This is a genomic window from Vreelandella zhuhanensis (assembly GCF_009793355.1).
Lineage (GTDB): Bacteria > Pseudomonadota > Gammaproteobacteria > Pseudomonadales > Halomonadaceae > Vreelandella > Vreelandella zhuhanensis.
In genome coordinates this window covers 218,207-240,247 of sequence record NZ_WTKP01000001.1, presented here as the reverse complement: position 1 = coordinate 240,247, position 22,041 = coordinate 218,207, and the positions used below count along the sequence as shown (strand labels likewise).

Annotated in this window: 18 protein-coding genes; 13 read left to right on the top strand and 5 right to left on the bottom strand. The window is 59.1% G+C overall.

Annotated features, from left to right (window positions below):
• Positions 1-17 precede the first annotated feature (17 nt).
• Both argJ and GPM19_RS01045 read left to right on the top strand, forming a co-directional pair.
• Entirely contained in the window at positions 18-1,247 is a 1,230-nt protein-coding gene (gene argJ, locus GPM19_RS01050) for a bifunctional glutamate N-acetyltransferase/amino-acid acetyltransferase ArgJ (protein WP_160417034.1), read from the top strand.
• A 54-nt stretch (positions 1,248-1,301) separates the two neighbouring features.
• On the top strand, positions 1,302-2,258 hold the full coding sequence (locus tag GPM19_RS01045) for a Nudix family hydrolase (protein ID WP_227842045.1): 957 nt from the start codon (positions 1,302-1,304) through the stop codon (positions 2,256-2,258).
• A gap of 129 nt (positions 2,259-2,387) precedes the next feature.
• On the opposite strand, the gene GPM19_RS01040 is transcribed toward GPM19_RS01045, so the two are convergent.
• Together GPM19_RS01040 and GPM19_RS01035 are read right to left on the bottom strand one after the other, a co-directional pair.
• The gene (locus tag GPM19_RS01040) at positions 2,388-3,290 is read right to left on the bottom strand and encodes a carbon-nitrogen hydrolase (RefSeq protein WP_160417033.1); all 903 of its coding nucleotides are present in this window, start codon (positions 3,288-3,290) and stop codon (positions 2,388-2,390) included.
• A gap of 24 nt (positions 3,291-3,314) precedes the next feature.
• A complete protein-coding gene (locus GPM19_RS01035; RefSeq protein WP_160417032.1) occupies positions 3,315-4,370 on the bottom strand; it encodes an agmatine deiminase family protein in 1,056 nt (351 codons plus the stop codon).
• Between the two features lie 192 nt (positions 4,371-4,562).
• Here GPM19_RS01035 and GPM19_RS01030 point away from each other — a divergent pair, with 192 nt between their 5' ends.
• Both GPM19_RS01030 and GPM19_RS01025 read left to right on the top strand, forming a co-directional pair.
• Positions 4,563-5,804 (top strand): lipoprotein-releasing ABC transporter permease subunit, encoded by a 1,242-nt coding sequence (locus GPM19_RS01030; RefSeq protein WP_160417031.1) that lies wholly within the window; start codon positions 4,563-4,565, stop codon positions 5,802-5,804.
• A gap of 7 nt (positions 5,805-5,811) precedes the next feature.
• Positions 5,812-6,552, top strand: a complete 741-nt coding sequence (locus GPM19_RS01025) for an ABC transporter ATP-binding protein (protein ID WP_227842043.1) — start codon at positions 5,812-5,814, stop codon at positions 6,550-6,552.
• Here the strand turns inward: GPM19_RS01025 and GPM19_RS01020 are convergent.
• Positions 6,549-7,100 (bottom strand): DUF2062 domain-containing protein, encoded by a 552-nt coding sequence (locus GPM19_RS01020; RefSeq protein WP_160417029.1) that lies wholly within the window; start codon positions 7,098-7,100, stop codon positions 6,549-6,551. The genes GPM19_RS01025 and GPM19_RS01020 overlap by 4 nt on opposite strands.
• Positions 7,101-7,199: 99 nt before the next feature.
• Between GPM19_RS01020 and GPM19_RS01015 the strand changes: the two genes are divergently transcribed.
• The 6 genes from GPM19_RS01015 to murB are packed head-to-tail and all read left to right on the top strand — an operon-like array spanning position 7,200 to position 14,346.
• A complete protein-coding gene (locus GPM19_RS01015) occupies positions 7,200-9,467 on the top strand; it encodes a DNA internalization-related competence protein ComEC/Rec2 (protein WP_160417028.1) in 2,268 nt (755 codons plus the stop codon).
• A 57-nt stretch (positions 9,468-9,524) separates the two neighbouring features.
• The gene (gene msbA / locus GPM19_RS01010) at positions 9,525-11,264 is read left to right on the top strand and encodes a lipid A export permease/ATP-binding protein MsbA (protein ID WP_160417027.1); all 1,740 of its coding nucleotides are present in this window, start codon (positions 9,525-9,527) and stop codon (positions 11,262-11,264) included.
• Positions 11,261-12,286, top strand: a complete 1,026-nt coding sequence (lpxK, locus tag GPM19_RS01005; protein WP_160417026.1) for a tetraacyldisaccharide 4'-kinase — start codon at positions 11,261-11,263, stop codon at positions 12,284-12,286. The genes msbA and lpxK overlap by 4 nt, the downstream gene beginning before the upstream one ends.
• A gap of 15 nt (positions 12,287-12,301) precedes the next feature.
• Entirely contained in the window at positions 12,302-12,511 is a 210-nt protein-coding gene (locus tag GPM19_RS01000; RefSeq protein WP_114488064.1) for a Trm112 family protein, read from the top strand.
• Positions 12,511-13,317 carry a 3-deoxy-manno-octulosonate cytidylyltransferase gene (gene kdsB, locus GPM19_RS00995; RefSeq protein ID WP_160417025.1) on the top strand — a complete coding sequence of 269 codons (807 nt, stop codon included), beginning with the start codon at positions 12,511-12,513 and terminating at the stop codon, positions 13,315-13,317. The genes GPM19_RS01000 and kdsB overlap by 1 nt, the downstream gene beginning before the upstream one ends.
• 18 nt (positions 13,318-13,335) lie before the next feature.
• Positions 13,336-14,346, top strand: coding sequence for a UDP-N-acetylmuramate dehydrogenase (gene murB / locus GPM19_RS00990; RefSeq protein WP_160417024.1), 1,011 nt, complete (start codon positions 13,336-13,338; stop codon positions 14,344-14,346).
• Positions 14,347-14,456: 110 nt separating this feature from the next.
• On the opposite strand, the gene rne is transcribed toward murB, so the two are convergent.
• On the bottom strand, positions 14,457-17,768 hold the full coding sequence (gene rne / locus GPM19_RS00985) for a ribonuclease E (RefSeq protein ID WP_160417023.1): 3,312 nt from the start codon (positions 17,766-17,768) through the stop codon (positions 14,457-14,459).
• A gap of 737 nt (positions 17,769-18,505) precedes the next feature.
• Here rne and GPM19_RS00980 point away from each other — a divergent pair.
• The 3 genes from GPM19_RS00980 to sppA are packed head-to-tail and all read left to right on the top strand — an operon-like array spanning position 18,506 to position 21,297.
• A complete protein-coding gene (locus GPM19_RS00980) occupies positions 18,506-19,459 on the top strand; it encodes an RluA family pseudouridine synthase (protein ID WP_160417022.1) in 954 nt (317 codons plus the stop codon).
• Position 19,460: 1 nt separating this feature from the next.
• Positions 19,461-20,111, top strand: a complete 651-nt coding sequence (locus tag GPM19_RS00975) for an HAD-IA family hydrolase (RefSeq protein WP_160417021.1) — start codon at positions 19,461-19,463, stop codon at positions 20,109-20,111.
• A gap of 37 nt (positions 20,112-20,148) precedes the next feature.
• On the top strand, positions 20,149-21,297 hold the full coding sequence (gene sppA / locus GPM19_RS00970; RefSeq protein WP_227842042.1) for a signal peptide peptidase SppA: 1,149 nt from the start codon (positions 20,149-20,151) through the stop codon (positions 21,295-21,297).
• 4 nt (positions 21,298-21,301) lie between these two features.
• Here the strand turns inward: sppA and GPM19_RS00965 are convergent, their stop codons facing one another.
• Positions 21,302-21,919: a Maf family protein gene (locus tag GPM19_RS00965; protein WP_319928074.1), complete on the bottom strand. Its 618-nt coding sequence runs from the start codon at positions 21,917-21,919 to the stop codon at positions 21,302-21,304.
• Positions 21,920-22,041: the final 122 nt, after the last annotated feature.

The window sequence follows — 22,041 nt, the reverse complement described above, 5'->3', positions numbered from 1 at the left end:
CTTGAGGAGAAACGTTCATGGCTGTGGGTAACGCTGATTTTCCCGATATGCCACCCCTGCAAGGGGTGCGCCTGGGGACCACAATGGCGGGTATCAAGAAAGCCGGACGGCGCGATCTGGTGGTCATTGAACTACCGGATAACGCCAAGGTGGCCGCTGTCTTCACGCGCAACGCCTTTTGTGCGGCCCCGGTCACGGTGGCGCGTGAACACCTTGCTGCTTGCCAAGCCACGAGCAAGGCACCACGCTACCTGTTGATCAATACCGGCAATGCCAATGCCGGCACCGGTGAGACTGGGTTATGCGATGCCCGCGCTAGCTGTGCCGAACTTGCCCGCCTAGCCGGTGTGGCCAGCGAAAGTGTGTTGCCGTTTTCCACTGGTGTGATCGGGGAGCCGTTGCCCATGGAGCGCCTACTGGCGGGGTTGCCGGCGGCGCTGGATGCCTGTGATAGTGCCGGCGCAGCCTGGCAGTTGGCCGGGGAGGGAATACTGACCACCGATACGCGCCCCAAAGGGGCAAGCCAGACAGTGGCTATCGGTGAACATCAGGTAACCATCAACGGCATTACCAAAGGCTCGGGCATGATCAAGCCGAACATGGCCACCATGCTGGGCTTTGTGGTGACCGACGCGGCCATCGAGCAGCCTTTGCTTGAGCAATTGCTTAAAGAAGCCGTCGATCGCTCGTTCAATTGCATCACGGTGGATAGCGACACCTCCACCAACGATGCCTGCCTGCTGGTGGCCACGGGTACCGGCGCCGCGGTGGTCACCGAGGAACAGGTGGCCGTCTTTCGCAACGCCCTGCAGCGAGTGATGACCGAGCTTGCCCAGGCGATCATCCGTGACGCCGAAGGCGCGACCAAATTCGTGACCCTGCAGGTAACTAATGCGGCCAGCCGCGAAGAAGCGCTGGAGGTTGCGTTTACCGTGGCTCATTCGCCGCTGGTCAAAACGGCGCTATACGCCAGTGATGCCAACTGGGGGCGCATTCTGGCGGCGGTAGGTCGGGCCGAGGTCAGCAATTTCGATGTCAGCCGAGTGGTGATCAATCTGGGTAACGTCCATCTGGTGGAAAATGGCGGTCGTGCCGAGGGCTACACCGAGGCGGCGGGCAGCGAGGTGATGGCCCGGGATGAAATCACCATTCATATCGGCCTGGGGCGTGGGGAAGAGGCCGCCACGGTGTGGACCTCGGACCTCTCGCATGACTATGTTTCAATCAATGCCGATTACCGTAGCTGACCTGCTTCGGCGGTGAGGCCGTCCAGGTTTATGTTAAAAAGTGGACAACACAGAATGAATGCAATGGTAAAACGACGGGTACACGTAGCAGCAGCCGCAATTGTTAGCGCCGATAAAAAACAGGTGCTTATCGCTCGCCGTCCTTCCAGTGTCGACCATGGCGGGTTATGGGAATTTCCCGGTGGCAAGCTGGCGCCCTATGAAACCGGGCTGGAAGGACTGAAGCGGGAGCTACATGAAGAGTTAGGTGTGGAGATCGTTCGCGCTCAGCCACTGATCCGTGTACACCATGAATATCCGGATAAGCATATCCTGCTGGATGTATGGCAGGTACATGAGTTCTCCGGAGAGCCTTTCGGTCGCGAAGGCCAGGCAGTACGCTGGGTGGCCATGCATGAGTTGGCCAACTATCCATTTCCCGCCGCCAACTTGCCGATTCTCCAGGCCGTCAAGCTGCCCACCGAATACCTGATCACCGCGGAGGAGGATGATGAGGCGCTGTTCGACAAGCGTCTGGAGCGAGCCCTGCGGGAGGACCAGGTACGCCTGGTGCAGTTGCGCGACAAGCATTTAAGTCGAGAGGCTTACCTGGCGCGAGCGGAACGCGCGCTTGCGTTGTGCAAGGCCTACGAGGCGCGCTTGTTGCTCAATGGCGAACCTGATCTGCTCGACGACGTGGATGCTGACGGCATTCACCTCACCAGTGAGCGTTTGATGTCACTGGAGCGTCGCCCGATTGCCGACGATAAATTGCTCGCTGCTTCGACACATGATCGTGAGCAATTGCGTCAAGCGGTGGTGTTGGGTAGCAATTTCGTCACGCTTTCGCCGTTGCGTACGACACCTTCCCACCCGGAAGTGGCTCCCATGGGTTGGCACGATTTCCAGCAGCTGGTCGAACGCGCCGGTATGCCGGTGTTCGCTCTCGGCGGCATGACGCGCTTCGATGCTCACCACGCCCGTGCCGTTGGCGCCCAGGGTATTGCCTCGATTCGTGACTTTTGGAAGTAGCTTTTGGAAGTAGCTTTTGGAAGTAGCTTCTGGAAATAAGCGACACGCAAATACCCCGCCAGCAACGCTGGCGGGGTATTTTGTTTTTCTCGGAGCGGTTTTTCGCGGAGCTTTTTTGCCTGAAATGGCTTAATCGCGGTAGCGTCGGCTCAGGTCCGCATAAGCATCCACGCGCCGGTCTCTTAGGTACGGCCAGATGCGCCGGACTTCTTCACTGCGCGCCAGGTCGACTTCGACTAACAGGCGTTCCGGCCCTTCTCCGGCATGCGCCAACAGCTCCCCCTGGGGGCCGCTGATGAAGCTGCCTCCCCAGAAATCTATCCCTTCTCCGACCGCTGATTGGTCGCGCTCATGGCCGGTACGGTTGGCGACCACCACGGGCACCCCGTTAGCCACCGCATGAGAGCGTTGGATCAATGTCCAGGCGTCTTTCTGGCGGTGTTTCTCTGCCGTGTCGTCGCTCGGGCTCCAGCCGATGGCGGTTGGATAAAGCAGCAGCTCGGCACCGGCGAGGGCCATCAAGCGGGCGGCTTCCGGGTACCATTGGTCCCAGCACACCAGTACCCCTAAGCGCCCCACAGAGGTGTCGATAGGGGTGAAACCTTGATGACGTGCGGCATCCACATCGCCCGGCGTAAAATAGAATTTTTCGTAAAAGCCCGGATCGTCGGGGATGTGCATCTTGCGATAATGCCCGACACGCCCCCGGTCACGGTCGTAGACCACGGCGGTGTTGTGATACAGCCCAGCCGCACGGCGCTCGAACAGCGACCCCACTAGAACGATATTCAGCTCCTGGGCCAGACGTGCCAAGAATTGCCCGGAAGGGCCATCCAGGGGCTCGGCCAGGTCAAACAAGGCGGGATCTTCGTACTGGCAGAAATAATGCGTTGTGTGTAGTTCCTGCAGCAGTACAAGCTCGGCGCCTTGGGCGGCAAGCTCACGGATGCCCGCTTCACTTTTCGCCAGGCTTTTAGCCTTGTCCGGCCAAGCAGGTTGCTGAACCAGGCCGACGCTGAGTGTTTTCGCCATGAATGAACTCCTTGGTGGGCAATCTCAGGTAAGAGGGAGCGGGCCTTCGACCAACGTTCCTTGAGGGAGTTGCATGGTCAGGCAATGCAGGCTGCCATGCTGACGGATGACGCTAGTGCAGTCGATCGGAATGATGTCACGCTCGGGAAATGCCGGGGCCAATGCCTTGAGGGCCGCGAAGTCGGCCGGGTCGGCATAGGTGGGCACCAGAACGGCGCCATTGATGATCAGGAAGTTGGCATAGGTGGCGGGTAGGCGATGGCCATCCTCAGGGTCGAAACATGCCTGGGGCCAAGGCAGGGGAATCAGGCGGTAAGGCTTGCCATCGACCTGACGAAAAGCCTGTAGTTCGGCTTCCATGGCTTTTAACGCCGGATAATGGGCATCGTCGGGGTCGTCGCATTGCACATAGGCGATGGTTGTCGGGTCGCAAAAACGTGCCAAGGTATCCACGTGACTGTCGGTATCATCGCCTTCCAGGTGCCCATGGCTCAGCCATAGAACACGCTGAATCCCCAATTCCCGACCAAGCCTGGCTTCGATGGCGGCGCGGTCGAGTTGCGGGTTACGGTTGGGGTTGAGCAGACAGGCCTCGGTTGTCAATAGCGTTCCCTGGCCGTCTGTTTCCAGAGCGCCGCCTTCAAGGATCAGCTCGCGTCGCTCCACCGGGCAGGCGAATACACCCGCCTTGGCCAGTTGCCCGGTCAGGCGGTTGTCATGCCCGGCGGGAAACTTGCCGCCCCAGCCGGTAAAGGTGTAATCCAGCAGCAACAGGCCATCCTCATGCGCGACCGCCAAAGGGCCGTGGTCCCGCGCCCAGGTATCGTCGGTCTCGGCCACGACGAGCTGAAGACGCTCGGCCGGTATGCGATAAGCCTCAAAGGTTTTTTCCAGGCGCTGGCGGATGGCGTTGTCGGGTACGCTGATCAGTACTTTCTGTCGGCGGCTGATCGCCAGCGTCATGCGTTCCAGTGTCGCTTCTATACGGGCCAATAGCGTGGCCCAGTCGCCGTCGGGGCGTGGCCAGGTGAGTTGCACGCCGTCTTGCGGGTGCCATTCGGGAAGCAAGCGATAGGTCATGATGTTCCGTACTCAGGAAAACGCCGTCCGGCGATCAGGGAACCCTCGCGCCAGGCAGGGATCGAAAACCGGCGCAATGTATGTGCTGTGCTGGTGAGTTGCAAGTAAATCCCCCGCCAACCCTCGCTATTTCTCATGCAGGCCATATCAAAAAAACGTACCATGGCCGCTCGTTGACAAGGAATGACCTCCATGCTTGATCGTTTACCTTTTCTGGTTGGGTTGCGCTATGTGCGAGCCGAACGCCGGAACCATTTTATTTCGTTTATTTCCCTGACGTCCATGCTGGGTTTGATGCTGGGCGTGGCGGTATTGATACTGGTACTGTCGGTCATGAACGGCTTTGACCATGAACTGCGTACCCGCATCCTGGGGATGGTGCCGCATGCCAAGATCGAAGCCCGTGACGGCCTGGTCGAATGGGAAACACTTGCCGAGCGTCTGGTGCAGCGTGAGCGAGTGGTCGGCGCTGCCCCCTTCATCGAGCAGCAGGGCATGTTCTCGATGGGGGGTCGCAATGAAGGCGTCATGGCCTATGGCATCCATCCCGACTGGGAGGATCAGGTCTCCATCATCGGTCAGCACATGCTTGAAGGTGATTTGAGCGACCTGGTGCCTGGAGAATGGAATGTGGTGCTGGGCGCCATGCTGGCCCGCAACCTGGGGGTGGGTGTCGGTGATAGAGTGACCTTGTTGGTTCCTGAGGCGTCGATCACACCCGCCGGCGTCTTTCCACGCTTCAAACGCTTTACCGTGAGCGGCATTTTCAGCGTGGGAGCGGAGCTGGATGCCAACCTGGCCTATGCCCATCTCGAAGACATGCAGACGCTTGCGCGTATGGGTGATGCGGTGGATGGGGTGCGCCTGGAGCTGGATGATCTGTTCGCTGCCGGTAGCGTAACCCGGGCCATCATCAATGAGCTGGGACCCAACTACCGCGGCAGCGACTGGACGTTTTCCCATGGCAACCTCTTCCAGGCCATCCAGATGGAAAAGCGCATGATTGCCTTGCTGTTGACCGTGATCATTGCCGTCGCCGCCTTCAATATCGTTTCCACCTTGGTGATGGTGGTGACCGATAAACGCGCTGATATCGCCATTTTACGCACCATCGGGGCCACACCGCGTTCGATCATGGGTATTTTCATTGTCCAAGGTCTGGCGATCGGGGTGATCGGCATTGCGGTGGGAGTGACGCTGGGGGTGGTTCTGGCGTGGACGATTTCCGATTTGATCGGCTGGGTGGAAAGCACCTTGGGTATTCAGTTCCTGGATGCCGGGGTGTATTTCATCAGTGATCTGCCGTCACGCCTGCACTGGGCGGATGTCCGCGATATCGTGTTGGCGGCCTTCGGCCTAACCTTCCTTTCCACCCTGTATCCGGCCTGGCGCGCAGCGCGTGTTCAGCCGGCCGATGTTCTGCGCTATGAGTGAGGGTGCCATGACTCAGCCAACTACCGCCACGCCGACGGCCGCTGTGCCAAGTGCTTCCAGTCAGCCGAGCATCATGCTGGACTGCCAGGGCTTGACGCGCATCTACCATGAAGGGCCTCAGGATATTAGCGTGCTGGATGGGCTTGATCTTCAAGTGCACGCCGGCGAGCGTGTCGCCATTGTGGGAAGCTCCGGTTCGGGCAAGACCACGCTGCTTAATTTGCTGGGCGGCCTTGATCGGCCCAGCGCCGGTCGTGTGATGATTGGCGGTGAACCCTTGGACAAACTGAAGGAGGCGGCTTTAGGCCGTTTTCGCAATCGCTATATCGGTTTCGTCTATCAGTTTCACCATCTGCTGGCGGAGTTTACCGCTGTGGAAAATGCCGCCTTGCCGTTGATTGTGCGAGGCCTGCGTAAAAAAGACGCCGAAAAGCGCGCCATGGCAATACTCGAACGAGTGGGGATGCAGGCGCGCGCCGAGCACAAGCCTGGTGAGCTTTCCGGCGGTGAGCGTCAACGTGTAGCAATTGCCCGTGCCTTGGTCACCGACCCAAGCCTAATGCTTATGGATGAGCCTACCGGCAACCTGGATCAGACCACGGCGTCGAGCATTCTGGCGATGATGGACGAGTTGGCCCGTGAAATTGCCTGTGCTTTCGTGATCGTCACCCATGACGTCAGCCTGGCGGCGCATCAGGATCGAGTGCTCAAACTCGATGGTGGAAAGCTGGTGGAAGAAATTGGTTAATCGTCGAATTCCGATTCGATGCACGCTCGACGTTGCTGGCGCTTCAGCCGGCGACGTTTCCAATGTCGCGTGACATGCCAGCGCCAGATCAGGCGTATGCTGACGTTGGCGGCCACGGCCAATAGCAGGGCGGTGGCTGCCGAACCCAGCAGGAGTGCAGGCATGATGTCGGCCATCTGCTCGGCAATCCATTGAGTCGATACACGACTGGGCGCCTCTCGCGGCGGAGTATCGAGTAACCAGGCTCCCAGACGATAGTTGCCGAAAAAAATCAGCGGCATGGTCAGGGGGTTGGTGATCCATACCAGCCCCACGGAAAGTGCCAGATTGCAGCGACTCCACCTTGCACCCAATGCGGCCACCACCATCTGGAAGGGAATGGGCAGCATTGCGCAGAACAACCCGACGCTGAATGCATTGGCCACGCTGCGTCGCGAGAGCACCCAAAGCGCTGGCTCGGCAATCAACGGCGCCATGAAGCGCAGCGAACGTTGGCGGCTGAGCGTGTCGGGTCGGGGCATGTAGCGCTGCAGGAACCGGCGCGGCATGTCAGTTACTCGCGTAGGGTGGTGGGAGCCATTATCCATATAAGGTAGGGCAACCGCCATGGATGGGATTTAACCCAGCCAGGATGCCAGGGAGGGCATATGTATATTGGATTGGCGTTGCCCCTCGCGCTGGCGGTTTTGGTAGGCAGCTGGCTAGCTTCATGGGGCAATGCCTATTGGGCACCGCCGGTACTTGTCACCGCTTTAGGGGTCGCGGCATTGGGTGTGGTTGCTTGGCGCCCGCGTAGCGGGTGGATACTGGTTATCGCAGGATTGGTGTTCGTGAGCGTTCAATCTCAGCGTGCGGGTACCTTGGTAGCTGGGCTAAGTGGCGAGAGCCTGGTGGTTGACGCTCGGGTATTGGCGGTCACGCCGCAACCCCGGCATTCTCGACTATTGCTGGCCGTCGAGCACTGCCAGGCACCCGCCGAACGACCCGGTTGCGAGCACTTGCGCAAGATCAGGGTCAGCGCCTATGCCATGCCCGAGATCCGGGCGGGAGAGCGCTGGCGCATGACGGTGCGTTTGCGTCCACCTCGAGGGTTTCGCAATCCCCATACCTTCGATTATGCCGACTGGCTGCGGCGCGAGGGCATACAGGCCACCGGCTATCTACGTGCCGAACCGGCGCCACAACGCCTTGAAACCGCCTCTTTCTCTTTACGTCGCTACGCCCTGCAGTATCTCGATGCTCAACCCTTGCCGGAGCGCACGCGTCGCTGGCTGGCTGCCTTGACCTTGGGCGAAAGCGAGCGCTTGAACACCGACGACTGGGCACTGCTCAATGCCAGCGGCACCACGCATCTTGTGGTGGTTTCAGGCCTGCATGTCGGCTTGGTTGCAGCCTTCGTGCTGCTGCTGGGGCGGGGTGCGGCCCGCATGATATCGCCACTTCGCTGGCGCATGCAGGCCTGGCCCTGGTGGTTGGCGGCATTCGCTGCGGTAAGCTATGCCCTGCTGGCGGGCATGGCGCCGCCCGCCATGCGTGCCATGGTCATGACGCTAGTGGCATTATGGGTCGCCAGGGGACGTCATGCACCAGGGCCGTGGCAAGGCTGGTGGTTGGCATTGGCGCTCGTGGTACTGGTCGACCCCTTGTCGCTATGGCGCCCAGGGTTATGGCTCTCATTTCTTGCCGTCGCCTGGCTGATCATGATCTGGCAAGGGCGTACTCGGCCGCGTGGGCTTCGAGGCTGGCTATGGGGACTCACGCGAACTCAACTGTTGCTGGCTCCGCTGATGGCTGCTGCGGTATTGCTGGCCTTTGCCCGCCTGGCACCGGCAGCGCCGCTGGTAAATTTGATTGCGGTGCCCTGGGTCAGCATGGTGCTGGTGCCCACGGCATTGCTGGGCTGGTTGCTGATGCCGATTCCGGGCCTGGGACAGCTGTGTTGGTGGTTGTTCGATCAAGGCTTGTCGGTATTGATCAGCTGGCTTTCCCTGGCAACTTATCTATTACCGTTATGGGCGCCCTCTCATGAAACAGTCACGCCGCTGGCATGGGGGCTGGCCTTACTGGCACTGTGCTGGGGCTTGCCCGGGTTACCGTCCTGGTTGCGGTTGGGCGTCAGTGCTGCTCTGGTGATGCTGGTACCGTTGCACAGCCCGTCTCCCTGGCCTGAAGGGCAGCTGCGTGTCACCGTGCATGACGTGGGGCAGGGGCAGTTGATCGAGCTGCGCAGTGCAGGTTATCGCCTGCTGTATGATACTGGCCCGCGATTTCGTTCAGGCTTCATGCCGCTTACCACCTTGTGGCCACCGGGGCAGCACTTTGACAGAGTGATCGTAAGCCATGCCGATAACGATCATGCCGGTGGCGTTGCCGCCTTGTCCGACGATCATCGAGTGGCAGACTTTCTGGCGCCGCAAGGCGAAACCATCGATGTGGATGACGACGCTTGCATGAGCGGACAAACCTGGCAGCGTGATGATGTGACGTACCGCTTGCTATGGCCGCCTCGGGCAGGCAATGACTTCTCACCCAATGATCGCTCCTGTGTGCTGGAAGTCAGCGTGGGTACGCATCGGTTGCTGATCACCGGCGATGTGACTTCATCGATCGAGCGTCGCTTCTTGCTCGAGGTCGGCGGCAAGGTGGATATCCTGCTGGCCGGCCATCATGGCAGCCGCTCAAGTTCCGGGGTGCAATTCGTGCGAGAGGTGTCGCCCGAGCATGTGATGTTCAGTGCCGGCCGCGATAATGCCTTCCAGCATCCGGCGGATGAGGTGGTAAGACGCTTTCGTCGACAGGGGAGTTGCCTGTGGAGTACTGCGCAGGATGGCGCCTTGCGAGTATGGCTGGGTGGCGACGAAAAGCTTGAGGTCACGCCGATGCGCGAGGTGCCCGGCAGGGCGGAGCGGTGTTGATGGAAGACGCCATGAGGTAGAATCGCGCGCAATGAACATCAAACGTCGGGAGCCTATGTGACTCACCAATCTGGTTGGACACTCTACAAACGCCTGCTGAGCTATGTGAAGCCGCATTGGCGTGCATTTGCGCTGGCCATTGTGGGGTATGTCATCTACGCCGGTTCCTCGACGGCCTTGGCGGAAATGATGAAGCGCCTGATTGACGGCATCCAGAATCCCGATGCCGGTTTTCGCCTGTTCCTGCCGCTGTTCGTGATAGGGATGTTCGCCGCGCGAGGCCTGGGCACCTTCCTGGGCACCTATTTCATGACCTCAGTGGCGCGGCATGTGATTCATGCGCTGCGTTGCAATGTTTTCGACCACTTGCTGCATTTGCCCGGTGATTTCTTCGACCAGCATTCCAGCGGCCATCTGGTTTCAAGGGTTACCTATCATGTGGAGCAGGTGGCCGGTGCCGCGACCAAGGCTGTCACCATCATATTGCGCGAAGGGTTGTTCGTGTTGGGGTTGCTGGCGTACCTGCTCTGGACGAACTGGATGTTGACGCTGTTGTTCGTGGCGGTAACCCCGCTTATCGGTGGCGTGGTCAGGTACGCCAGCAAGCGCTTTCGGCGTATTTCCCGGCGCATCCAGCACACCATGGGCGATGTGACGCATGTGGCTTCCGAAGCCCTTTCGGGATATCGGGTGGTGCGCACCCATGGTGCGGAAGCCTACGAAAAACAACGCTTTGCTCGAGTCAGTGAAGAAAATCGTCGCCAGAGCATGAAAGAGGCCATGACCAAGGCCACCAGTACGCCGGTCATTCAGCTACTGGTCGCGCTATCTTTGGCCCTGCTGGTGTGGGTGGCGATGGCACCGAGCTTACTGGATAACATGACGCCGGGAGAGTTCGTGGCATTCATTACCGCTGCCGCCTTGATGGCCAAACCGATACGTCAGCTCACCGAAGTCAACAGCGAAATCCAGAAGGGGATTGCCGCGGCGGACGAGTTATTCGGTCTACTAGGCATAATGCCGGAGCAGGACGAGGGCGATTACGTCGTTGAGCGGCTGCAAGGAAACCTGGTGCTCAAGGACGTCGGCTTTCGTTATGCCGAAGAGAAACCCGAGGTGCTCAATCACATCGACCTTGAAGTGAAACCGGGGGAGATGATCGCCATCGTCGGACGTTCCGGCAGTGGCAAGTCCACCTTGGTGAGTTTGCTGCCGCGCTTTTATCGGCCCAGCCAGGGCGAGATCTACCTGGATGGTGTCGCATTGAACCGCTATCGCCTGGGACCATTGCGCCGGCAGATCGCCCTGGTGTCCCAGCAGGTTACCTTGTTCAATGCCTCGGTCGCCGACAACATTGCCTACGGTGTGGAAAACCCCGATCCAGCCGCCATTGAAACAGCGGCACGTGCCGCTTATGCCGATGAATTCATCGAACAGCTGCCGCAGGGCTACGCGACCATCGTAGGGGAAAACGGCGTCATGCTTTCCGGCGGACAACGCCAACGGCTAGCTATCGCTCGGGCGATTTTCAAGGATGCCCCGATCCTGATTCTTGACGAGGCCACTTCAGCGCTGGACACCGAGTCGGAGCGCTATATTCAAAAGGCGCTGGAAGAGGTTTGCCGGGGGCGTACTACCCTGGTGATCGCCCATCGCCTGTCAACGATTGAGCGGGCGGATCGCATTGTGGTGATGGAGCAAGGCAAAATTGTCGAACAAGGCTCGCATCATGAATTGTTGGCCAGACAAGGTGCCTATGCGGCGTTGCATCAGTTGCAGTTTCAGGACGTATCGTGAATCTGGCCGAGCGTTGGTTGCAAGCCGCTTATCAGGGGAGTCGCTGGCTGGTGGCGTTGCGCCCCTTGGCCGCTGTATACCGCCAAATTATCGCTCGCCGTGCTCAGGCTTATGCGGTGGGGCGTAAACCCATATGGCGGGCACCGGTACCGGTGATCGTGGTCGGCAATATCACTCTGGGCGGTACCGGCAAGTCACCGCTGGTGGCTTGGCTCGGGCGTTGGTTGACCGAGCAGGGTTACAAGCCGGGCATCGTTTCGCGCGGCTATGGTGGCAAGGCGCCCACCTATCCGCTGGAGGTCATCCCCGATACCTGCGTTAGCCACAGTGGTGATGAGCCATTGATGCTGGCACAGCAAACCGGGCTGCCGGTAGTGGTTGACCCGCAACGCGCCCGCGGTGCTGAATACCTGGTAGAGGCCGGCTGCACTATCATTATCAGTGACGACGGCTTGCAGCATCTGGCGTTGGGGCGGGATATCGAGCTGGTGGTGATCGATGGTGCTCGAGGGCTGGGGAATGGACAATGTCTGCCTGCCGGTCCATTACGAGAGCCGGTGACACGCCTGGCCGGGGTGGACAAGGTCATCATTAACGGTAATCAAGGCGAAGCCGGCCGCAGCAAGATCGACAATGCCCTGGAGGCAAGTGCCCAGCCTGTGACGATGAGTTTGGCGCCGAGTGCCTGGCGCAGGCTCAGTGATGGTAGGCGCCTGCCGTTATCACCGTTACCGTTTGAGTTGCCAGTATATGGGCTTGCCGGCATCGGCAATCCGCAGCGATTTTTCTCTACTCTGGAAGCCTTGGGTATAGAGGGCAGTTGGCACCCGTTGGGGGATCATCACCGTTTCAGTGCGGCTGACTTTGACTTCGGTGAGCCGCGGCCGGTGGTGATTACCGCCAAGGATGCGGTCAAATGTCATGATGTGGCTGGTCCCGAGACCTGGGTGCTGGAAGTCGAAGCGGTACTTCCGGCAGATTTTGAACATTGGCTGGCAGCGCGACTGCTGAGTATTACCTGAACTGGAGAATCACCGATGGATAAGGAACTGCTGGCGATGCTGGTTTGCCCTCTCTGCAAGGGTAAGCTGAAATACGATCGCGAAGCTCGCGAATTGCGCTGTCATTATGACGGTCTGGCCTATCCCATTCGGGACGACATTCCGGTCATGCTGCCGGAAGAGGCGCGTGTGATGGATGTCGATGAAAAGCTGCATACCTCCCCGGGACGTACAGGAGAGGCGTGATGGCCCAGGCGGATTTTATTGCCCATGCGGATTTTATTGCCGTAGTGCCGGCGCGCTATGCTTCCACTCGGTTGCCGGGCAAGCCGCTACTGCAAATTGCCGGTGAACCCATGGTGGCGCATGTATGGCGGCGTGCCTGTGAAAGCGCCGCCAGCCGCGTGGTAGTGGCCACCGACGATGCACGCATTGAGCAAGTAATGCGCGCTTATGGGGCCGAAGTTGTGATGACGCGCGCGGATCATCCTTCAGGTACGGACCGGCTGGCTGAAGTTGCCGCTACGCTGGGGCTGGCCGATGAGGCCTTGCTGGTCAATGTGCAGGGTGACGAGCCATTGATTCCCCCTGCTCTGATCAACCAGGTCGCGGCCCGTCTGGCGGATGACGACGCGGCTTCCATTGCCACGCTTGCCGAACCCATCAGCGATATCGACACGCTATTCAATCCCAATGTGGTGAAAGTGGTGCGCGCCCTCAGCGGACGGGCACTGTATTTCTCCCGAGCCCCAATACCCTGGGATAGACAGCATTTCCAGGCTCGCCCCGAGCTTTTACAGACCGATGCCTGGCTGCGCCATATCGGGCTCTATGCCTATCGTGCCGGGTTTCTGCGCGATTACCTTGACTGGCCGTCGGCGCCGCTGGAGCAGCTGGAGCAGTTGGAGCAACTGCGGGCGCTTCATCACGGTCATGGCATTCAGGTGGCGCTGGCCTGTGAGGTGAATCCCGCCGGTGTCGATACCGCCGAAGATCTGGTGCGGGTAAGAGCCTTGCTGGAAACATCATCCTCTTATGGAAGGCCCCTATGACTAGGCGTCTTATTTATCATGAGCGTTAACGTGCGTCAGCGAGTTTGCCTGGCACAGGCCAATACCTTGCAACTGCCCTGTGTGGCGGAGTATTTCGCTGCCCCACAAACGCTCAGCCAGCTTCGCCAGCACTTGGCGCAGGCAAGAAAAGCTGGCCAGCCGGTCACGGTATTAGGTGACGGTAGCAATGTATTGCTTCCCGAGTTTCTGCCCGGCCTGACAGTTGCCCCGGCGATGCAACAGTGGTGGCTGGAGACCGGGGAAGACGAGGTTTATCTGCATGTAGGTGCAGGAGTTGCCTGGCATCCGCTAGTGATGGAAATGGCGGCGCGAGGATTGTGGGGTATCGAAAACCTAGCGCTTATTCCCGGGCGCTGCGGGGCTTCCCCGATCCAGAATATCGGCGCCTATGGCGTCGAGTTGGCGGATGTGCTCGAAACCGTTCAAGTCATGGATATCCGCAGCGGAAAGTTGAGCTGGCTGACCCATGCGCAATGTGAGTTCGGCTATCGTGACAGCATTTTCAAGCGTGCCTTGGCTAACCGGGTGGTGATTACACGGCTGATTGTGCGGTTGTCCCGCACACCGTTCCCTCGGCTGGGCTATGGCGATCTGGCGGCATGCCTGGGAATGCAACCTACGGCATTGGAGGTGGCTCAGGCGGTGAGTGATATTCGTCGCGAAAAGCTACCCGACCCTCAAGCGCTTGCCAATGCCGGCAGCTTTTTCAAGAACCCCTTGGTGAGTGCCGGGCAGGCCAAGTGCCTGCGTGCCAAGCACCCGTCATTACCTTGCTTTCCTCAAGCGGATGGACGCGTCAAACTGGCTGCCGGCTGGCTGATCGAGCAGTGCGGCTTGAAAGGCAGGCGCAGCGGGGCGTTCGGTGTGCATGAACGCCAAGCCTTGGTATTGGTACATTTTGGCGGAGGAACTCGCAAGGAGTTGCTTGAAGTGGCCGCCTGGGTGAGCGGTGAGGTGGAGGCAACTTTCGACGTCGCGCTTGAGCCGGAGCCACGCTTTATCGGTTGATGTCTTGTTGAACAATACCGTAAGAGTGATGCAAAAGAGCCCGCAAGCAGTGCTTGCGGGCTCTTTTTCTTTCTCTTGCTGGGTATTCTAACTATTCAGCTGAATCATGCCTAGTCAGACGACCCTTCCTGCTGTTGGCTGCGCTGTACGCGCGGGTCGTTATGCGCACGCCGGCGACGGCGAGGCGGCTTGCTTTCAGTGGGCTGAGTCATTTCGCCAGACTCTATGTTGGTGCCGGCTTCGGCCTTTTCCTCCGCAGGCTTTTCCACTTCGGCAGTGGGTGCAGCTTCTGATGTTTCCTGAGTTGGCGACTGCTTAGCCTCGGCACTTTCAGGAATAGTCATTTTAGCCGCCGGTGTTTCAGTCTTGGCAACGGTCTCTTCAGGAACGGCCTCTTCAGGCATCTTTTCAGCAACAGATTCTTCCGGTGCCGCTTTTTCGCCAGCTGGCGCCAGCTGGTCGGCAGAAGGCTCTTCAGTCCTTTGCTCTGAGTTTTTTTCTGGCTCAGGTTCAGACGTTTTTGGAGCGTCAGCAACCGGCGCAGGTTCCGGCGCTACTTCTGGCTTCTCGCTAACCGATTCCGGTTCAGCTGTTTCGGCAACCGGCTCAGGAACTGTCTTAACCGCTTCTTCTGCGGCTTCGGTAGTTTCTGAGGGTGCTTGCGACGCCTCGACTGCGGTTTCACTTGGCTTTACTTCGTGCTGGGGCTCGGATGCTTCTACGGGCGTTTGCACCTCGGGCCCAGCGCTTTTCGCAGCCTCGGTTTCAATGCTGGCTTCAGCGTTGGTTTCAGCGTTGGTTTCAGCGTTGGTTTCAACTTCGGTTTTGGTTTCCGTTTCAACCTCGGTTTCAGCCTGGGGTGCCGTTTTGGGCTGGGTGTCCCCGGCGGCTTTCTCGGCTGTTGCCGGTTGCGGGGTTACAGCTGCTGCGGGTTCAGCCGGGGCGCTTTCCGTTGCCGGACTTGCTGCGGCTGCCTTGGCAGCTTCCGCAACGGCCTGAGCCTGAAGTTTTTGCTGTTCGCTTTCAGCTTCAGGGCTAATGGCGTGCTTGCGCGTACGATTACGTGGGTTGTTGCGGGTACGCTTGGGCTTGTCATCGACCTGCTTGGCTTTCGGCTCCGGCTTCGGCTGTTGCGTATGAGTCGCCTGAGCATCGGCCGCTGCAGCCTGGGGCTCGTTTTTGCCGCCGCGTGCACTTTTGTCCCGTCCAGCACTGTCCTTGGAGGTATCACGACCAGGCGCTGCACGAGACGTTTCACCACGTGCACTGTCACGCCGTGAGGTATCACGCTCCTTGGGAGCGTCGCTCTCTTTGCGCACACTCTTGGGCGTGGCGTCCTGAGCCGCTTTGGGTTCTTCCTGGCGTTGCTGGCGCGCGCGGTTGTTACGTGTCCGGGCCGGACCGCTTCGCTCATCGCTGGTTGGCTTGTCAACGCGCGCTGCAGGTTGGCGCTGTTCGCGGCTGGCCGGTTGAGCCTTGGCATTGCGCTGGGTGCCCTCGCGTGAGCGCTCGGCGGGCTTCTGGGTACGCTGACGGTCTTGTTTGGCAGCGCTCTCCTGAGGAGCGGAAACGTCGGTTTCTTCGCTACCCAGGAATTTTGCCATTCCTCGAATCAAGCGGCTGAGAACGCCGGGAGAGGCTTCGTCGCGAGATGCGGGTGTGGATGGTGCGCTAGGCGCAGGGGTTCGCGACCTGCTGGGCGTGGCTACCGGAGGAGTCGGTTCCGGGGCTGGAGCCGGGGCTGGAGCCGGTGTTGGAGCCGGTGTTGGAGCCGGTGTTGGAGCCGGTGGATGATCCTTTTGCAGGGACGTCGGGGCGGGGGCACTATGCACCACACTTTTGACGGCTGCTTCGTCACGCATGGCCGGCGGGGTAAAGCCGGGGTCCGGCTCCTTGCCGACTTCGGTGTCCGTGGAAAGCTCGAAGCTTGACAGGGAAGCGCCTTCTTCGTCCATGTGATCATCGCGCAGACGTTGGACGTCGTAGTGCGGGGTGTCCATATCCGGGTTGGGCAGCAGCAAAACGCGCACGTCCTGACGTGCTTCGATATCCGCCAGAACGCTGCGTTTTTCGTTGAGCAGGTAGGTCGCTACCGGGACCGGCAGGATGGCGCGGATCTGGGCGCTACGCTCTTTCATGGCTTCTTCTTCGATCAAGCGCATGATCGAAAGCGACAATGAGCGCACGTCGCGGATGGTGCCCTGGCCGTTACAGCGTGGGCAGACCACACCGCTGGTTTCACCCAGAGAAGGCCGCAGGCGTTGACGCGACATTTCCATCAGGCCGAAACGTGAGATGCGCCCGATCTGAACCCGGGCGCGATCCAGCTTCAATGCATCGCGCATGCGATTTTCAACTTCGCGCTGGTTACGCGCCGGCCCCATGTCGATGAAGTCGATCACTACCAGGCCGCCGATATCACGCAAACGTAGCTGGCGGGCGATCTCGTCGGCCGCTTCGGAGTTGGTCTGAAGGGCAGTTTCTTCGATGTCACTGCCGCGAGTGGCGCGCGCCGAGTTGATGTCGATGGAGACCAACGCTTCGGTATGGTCGATCACGATCGAACCACCGGAAGGCAGCTTGACTTCACGCTGGTAGGCGGTCTCGATCTGGGATTCGATCTGAAAGCGCGAAAACAGCGGTACTTCGTCGACGTACAGCTTGATCTTTTGTTGATAGGAGGGCATTACCTGGCGAATGAACGCCAAGGCCTCCGCGTGTACTTCGGGGCTGTCGATCAGGACTTCGCCAATATCCTGGCGCAGGTAGTCGCGCATGGCGCGAATGATGACATTGGATTCCCGATAAATCAGGAAAGGTGCCGAGCGCTTACTGGCTTCAGCGGTGACCGAATCCCATACCTGGGACAGGTAATCGAGATCCCACTGCAGCTCTTCGGGACTTCTACCGATACCGGCGGTGCGTACGATCAGGCCCATCTTGTCGGGCACGGCCAGATCGCCCATGGCTTCCTTGAGTTGAGCCCGCTCTTCCCCTTCAATACGCCGCGAGATACCGCCGGCGCGAGGGTTGTTGGGCATCAATACCAGAAAGCGCCCAGCCAGGCTGATGAAGGTGGTCAGGGCGGCGCCCTTGTTGCCGCGCTCTTCCTTGTCTACCTGAACGGTAACTTCCTGGCCTTCCTTGAGAACTTCCTTGATGCTGGGTCGGCCGGAAACATCCTTGAGGAAGTATTCGCGGGAAATTTCCTTGAGGGGCAAAAAGCCGTGACGCTCCGCACCGAAGTCGACAAAGGCGGCTTCAAGAGAAGGTTCTACCCGGGTAATCTTGCCACGATAGATATTGGCTTTTTTCTGTTCCCGCGCCCCGGATTCGATGTCCAGGTCGTATAGGCGTTGACCATCGACAAGCGCGACGCGCAGCTCTTCGGGCTGGGTCGCATTGATAAGCATCCGTTTCATGTTGTCTCGCATGACGTTACGTGTCGGCAGGTGCTTCCATACCGGTCATGTGTACCTGTATAGAAGAGGCCGCGCAGACGAGTCGCTGGATGCTATGTGCTTGTACTGTCATGTCGCAGATGCAAAAGCATCCGACAGTGAAGAGACATGGCGTCTTTTCAGTGCCTGATCATGTTGAGTACATGGCAAAGGCAGGACATGTTTCGGTGGGTGTCACGCCCATCCGGCCCTGCTGACTCCGCCCACACCTGGCATTCAACAACTCGCCAACGCCGGCCACCGGCACGATGTTGAGTGTGTCACCTGGCACGGACATCACCTTGTGACGTGAAGGTGGCGCCGTTCCGGGCGTTGCGTTAATCAATGACCGAGACGTTGTCAGGGTCACATAAACTTGCCGTCTGTCTGTCTTCGCTGAATCTGTTGACAGCGGGGATGGCGACATGACGGCAGACTTTACTGCATTTCGTGCTGTGTATTTTTCTATAATATACTGACACCAACGTTTGGATTACTATCCAATCACGTTGTTATCCAATGCTGCTATCCAATTACTCTTGCTCCGGCCTGCGTGTTGGTCGGGCAGGCGCGTTCTCCAGCGATGGTTTTACAACTAGCATCGCATGGAGTTAAAGCGGTTTGGAATATAACAGTAAAGCCTGTCACCAGCAATTGACGCATTACGTCGGGCACTACGTTAGAATGCCGTTTTCAGCGTTGAAGCAGGAGAGTTCGGCATGGCCGAAGGGCGTGAAGTGCAGTGGGTGGAAATCGCCCCGGAACAGGCGGGTCAACGCATTGATAATTTCTTGCTGACGCGTCTGAAAGGGGCGCCACGTGCCCTGATTTATCGGATTGTGCGTAAAGGCGAAGTGCGAGTTAACAAAAAGCGCATCAAGGCTGACTATCGGTTGGTAGCGGGTGATCTATTGCGCATTCCGCCCTTGCGTCTGGCGCCTCGGGAGGCGGTAAAGGAAGTCAGTGACAATCTGCGAGACCTTCTCGTGGGCAGTGTGATCATGGAAGGTCCACAGTGGATGGTGCTCAATAAGCCTTCGGGTCTTGCCGTGCACGGTGGCAGTGGAGTCAAGATCGGTTTGATTGAAGCCTTGCGCCAGGTGCGCGACGATCTGGATTTTCTGGAGTTGGTGCATCGTCTGGACCGAGATACCTCGGGATGCCTGCTATTGGCCAAGTCGCGCGACGCTCTATTGACGCTCAATGAAGCGTTGAAAAAGCATGCCATGGACAAGCGTTATCTTGCCCTGGTTGCAGGGCGCTGGCCGGCGCGCAAGAGTTATGTCAGCGGACGTCTGGAACGTTTTGAATTGGGTAATGGCGAACGCCGAGTGCGTGTCGACCCCGAGGGCAAGGTGGCGCGCACCCACTTTGCCGTGGTGGAAACCTTCGAAAATGCCACCTTGGTGGAAGTGGAGCCGGTGACGGGGCGTACCCACCAGATTCGAGTGCATGCCGCTCACGCTGGCTACCCCTTGTTGGGGGACAGCAAGTACGGCGTTCGGGGTAGTGAGCAAATAGCCGCGCGACTGGGAGTGGACCGCTTGTTCCTGCATGCGCGTTCCTTGACCTTTCCTGAGCCCAATAATGGACGCCCGGTCACTGTGAAGGCGCCATTGCCTGAAGTGCTGGAATCGGTTCTGACACGGGCACGCGGCAAGCAAAGGATCTGATATGCGCTATGAACTGATCATCTTCGACTGGGACGGTACCCTGATGGATTCGGTGCCGCGTATTGTTTCCTGCATGCAGGCCGCTGCGCTTGAAGCCGAGTGGGGCGAGTTGGAAAGTGCGGCGGTGCGCGACATCATCGGCCTGGGTCTGCCGGAAGCGATTGCGATTCTATGCCCGGGCATTCAGGCTGCGCAAGCGCAATGTCTGCATGAACGTTATGCGCAACATTTCGTTGAACTCGATACGACCCCCATGGCGTTTTTCGACGGCGTGACGACCGGGGTCGCGCGGCTTCGCAAGCGCCAGCAGCAGCGTTTGGCCGTGGCCACGGGCAAGAGCCGGCGCGGGCTTGACCGGATATTTACTGAGACCGCCAGCGGAGGCTGGTTTCATGGGAGCCGCACAGCGGATAAAACCCGTTCCAAGCCACATCCGCAAATGCTTGAAGAACTCCTCGATGAATTGGCGGTTCCGGTGGAGCGTGCGGTGATGGTCGGCGATACTGAATATGATCTGGAAATGGCGCGAGCCATGGGAATGGATCGTGTCGCCGTCACTTACGGGGTGCATGCGCCGGAACGTTTGGCCGTCAGTCGTCCGGTATATGTGGCGGAAAGTGTGGGTGAGCTGTTCGATTGGCTGCATGGCTGATGCCGGCTCGTTTCCTCTGATTCGATAAGGATATTTCATGAGCGACGATACCTCGACCGTAGACGATGCCCGTAACCGTAAAGACACCGACCGCGCAACAGAGATGGACGATGGCAATGAAGATCCGTGGACTGAAGGCCCTCAGGTGTCGCTGAAAAACTCGCGCAAGGGAAAATCAGGCAAGTCCGATGAGGCGACCGGTTTTCCTGGCGATGACGCTGAAACGCTGCGTGAGCGCCAGCGTCTGGCTCAGTTGGGTATGCTCGACCATTGGATTGGAGGCGTGCTCGCCGAGCAGCGACGCAGTCGCCGCTGGAAGTTGTTTTTTCGTTTCTTGTTGGTCGCGTTGGTCGCAGCCCTGTTGTTCGCTCCTTTTTACCGCTTTTTTTGGGAAGGGCCGGGAGGCCCGGAATTCGGTCGCGACCATTTGGGCGTGGTGGAGATCCAGGGGGTCATTGCCAGAGATTCACCGGCCAGTGCCGAGCGCATCATCGAAGGGATGACGCGTGCCTGGGAGGCGGAAAATAGCGTTGCGGTAATATTGCATATCGATAGCCCGGGAGGCAGCCCTGTGCAGTCTCAGCGTGTCTACGCTGAAGTGATGCGGCTGCGTGAGGCGGGAGACAAGCCGATCATGGCGGTCATCGAGGATATCGGGGCCAGTGGCGGTTATTATATTGCCTCTGCCGCCGATGAAATCGTGGCATCTCCAGCCAGTTTAGTGGGTTCCATCGGCGTAGTTTATTCCGGGTTCGGCTTCGAAGAGGCCATATCCGAGCTGGGTGTCGAGCGTCGCTTGTTGACAGCCGGAGAAAACAAGGGGTTTCTCGACCCTTTTCAGGCGCTCGAGGAAGAAGACAAGCAATTCTGGCAAGCGGTGCTGAATGATACGCACCAGCAATTCATCAATGCCGTTCGCGCCGGCCGCGGTGACCGCTTGAGTGACAACGAGGCGCTGTTCTCCGGTCTGGTCTGGAGCGGCTCTCAGAGCCTCGAATTAGGCCTGATCGATACACTGGCCACCATGGAAGAGGTAGGTCGCCAGCTTTTGCCTGAGCCTCAGTGGGTGGATTATACGCCTCAGCTTGACCCCTTCGAGCGTTTCACGCGTGGCTTTACCCGCACTGCCGCCCAAGTGCTGGGGCTGGAAGTATCCGCGTCACCGTTACGCTTTCAAGCCCGTTAAAACCTCAGGGATCATCTGCGCCAAGGGGGTCGAGCCCGGCTTGGCGCAGCATGTCGCATAGTGCGATCAACGGCAGGCCGACTAATGCATTGGGGTCGCGCCCTTCCAGCTTTTCAAACAGAGCGATGCCCAGTCCTTCCATGCGAAAACTGCCGGCGCTATCCAAGGGCTGTTCTTTCTCGACATAACGCTGAATCTCAGCCTCTGTGAGGTTGCGAAACACCACCTCGAATGGCTCGACATGTATCTGATGGCGTGAGTGGCGCGTATCCAGCAGCGCCAGTCCCGTGAGAAACGTCAACCTTTGACCGGAAAAGCGCGCCAGGTTGTTTCGGGCGCGTTGCTGGGTGTGCGGTTTGCCCAGAATCTCGCCCTCGAACACCGCGACTTGGTCAGAGCCGATGATGCAATGCGCGGGATAGCGTTCGGCAACAGCATGCGCTTTGCTCATTGCCAGGCGGTGGACGAGTGCCCGTGGCGTTTCCCCTGGATGGGGCGTTTCGTCGATATCAGGGCTATGGCACTGATAAGGTAGCCGCAGGCGATCGAGTAAGCCGCGTCGCCAGGGCGAACTGGAGGCGAGTACCAAGGGTGGATTGGGCAAGGGCTGGGTGGAAGACAAGGCGAACCTCCTGAGAATAAAAGGATAGCGTCAAGCGCATCAGGATAAGGGGCGAGGCGAATTGGCGATAGTCTATCTCAAGATTTGTCCGCGATGGCTTTGACAGGGGAAGGGTGAGTGCC

Excerpts from the sequence above, each read along its gene's own strand:
- argJ (WP_160417034.1), top strand. The coding sequence starts at position 18 with ATGGCTGTGGGTAACGCTGATTTTCCCGATATGCCACCCCTGCAAGGG.
- GPM19_RS01045 (WP_227842045.1), top strand. The coding sequence starts at position 1,302 with ATGAATGCAATGGTAAAACGACGGGTACACGTAGCAGCAGCCGCAATT.
- GPM19_RS01040 (WP_160417033.1), bottom strand. The coding sequence starts at position 3,290 with ATGGCGAAAACACTCAGCGTCGGCCTGGTTCAGCAACCTGCTTGGCCG.
- GPM19_RS01035 (WP_160417032.1), bottom strand. The coding sequence starts at position 4,370 with ATGACCTATCGCTTGCTTCCCGAATGGCACCCGCAAGACGGCGTGCAA.
- GPM19_RS01030 (WP_160417031.1), top strand. The coding sequence starts at position 4,563 with ATGCTTGATCGTTTACCTTTTCTGGTTGGGTTGCGCTATGTGCGAGCC.
- GPM19_RS01025 (WP_227842043.1), top strand. The coding sequence starts at position 5,812 with ATGACTCAGCCAACTACCGCCACGCCGACGGCCGCTGTGCCAAGTGCT.
- GPM19_RS01020 (WP_160417029.1), bottom strand. The coding sequence starts at position 7,100 with ATGCCGCGCCGGTTCCTGCAGCGCTACATGCCCCGACCCGACACGCTC.
- GPM19_RS01015 (WP_160417028.1), top strand. The coding sequence starts at position 7,200 with ATGTATATTGGATTGGCGTTGCCCCTCGCGCTGGCGGTTTTGGTAGGC.
- GPM19_RS01000 (WP_114488064.1), top strand. The coding sequence starts at position 12,302 with ATGGATAAGGAACTGCTGGCGATGCTGGTTTGCCCTCTCTGCAAGGGT.
- kdsB (WP_160417025.1), top strand. The coding sequence starts at position 12,511 with ATGGCCCAGGCGGATTTTATTGCCCATGCGGATTTTATTGCCGTAGTG.
- murB (WP_160417024.1), top strand. The coding sequence starts at position 13,336 with ATGAGCGTTAACGTGCGTCAGCGAGTTTGCCTGGCACAGGCCAATACC.
- rne (WP_160417023.1), bottom strand. The coding sequence starts at position 17,768 with ATGAAACGGATGCTTATCAATGCGACCCAGCCCGAAGAGCTGCGCGTC.
- GPM19_RS00980 (WP_160417022.1), top strand. The coding sequence starts at position 18,506 with ATGGCCGAAGGGCGTGAAGTGCAGTGGGTGGAAATCGCCCCGGAACAG.
- GPM19_RS00975 (WP_160417021.1), top strand. The coding sequence starts at position 19,461 with ATGCGCTATGAACTGATCATCTTCGACTGGGACGGTACCCTGATGGAT.
- sppA (WP_227842042.1), top strand. The coding sequence starts at position 20,149 with ATGAGCGACGATACCTCGACCGTAGACGATGCCCGTAACCGTAAAGAC.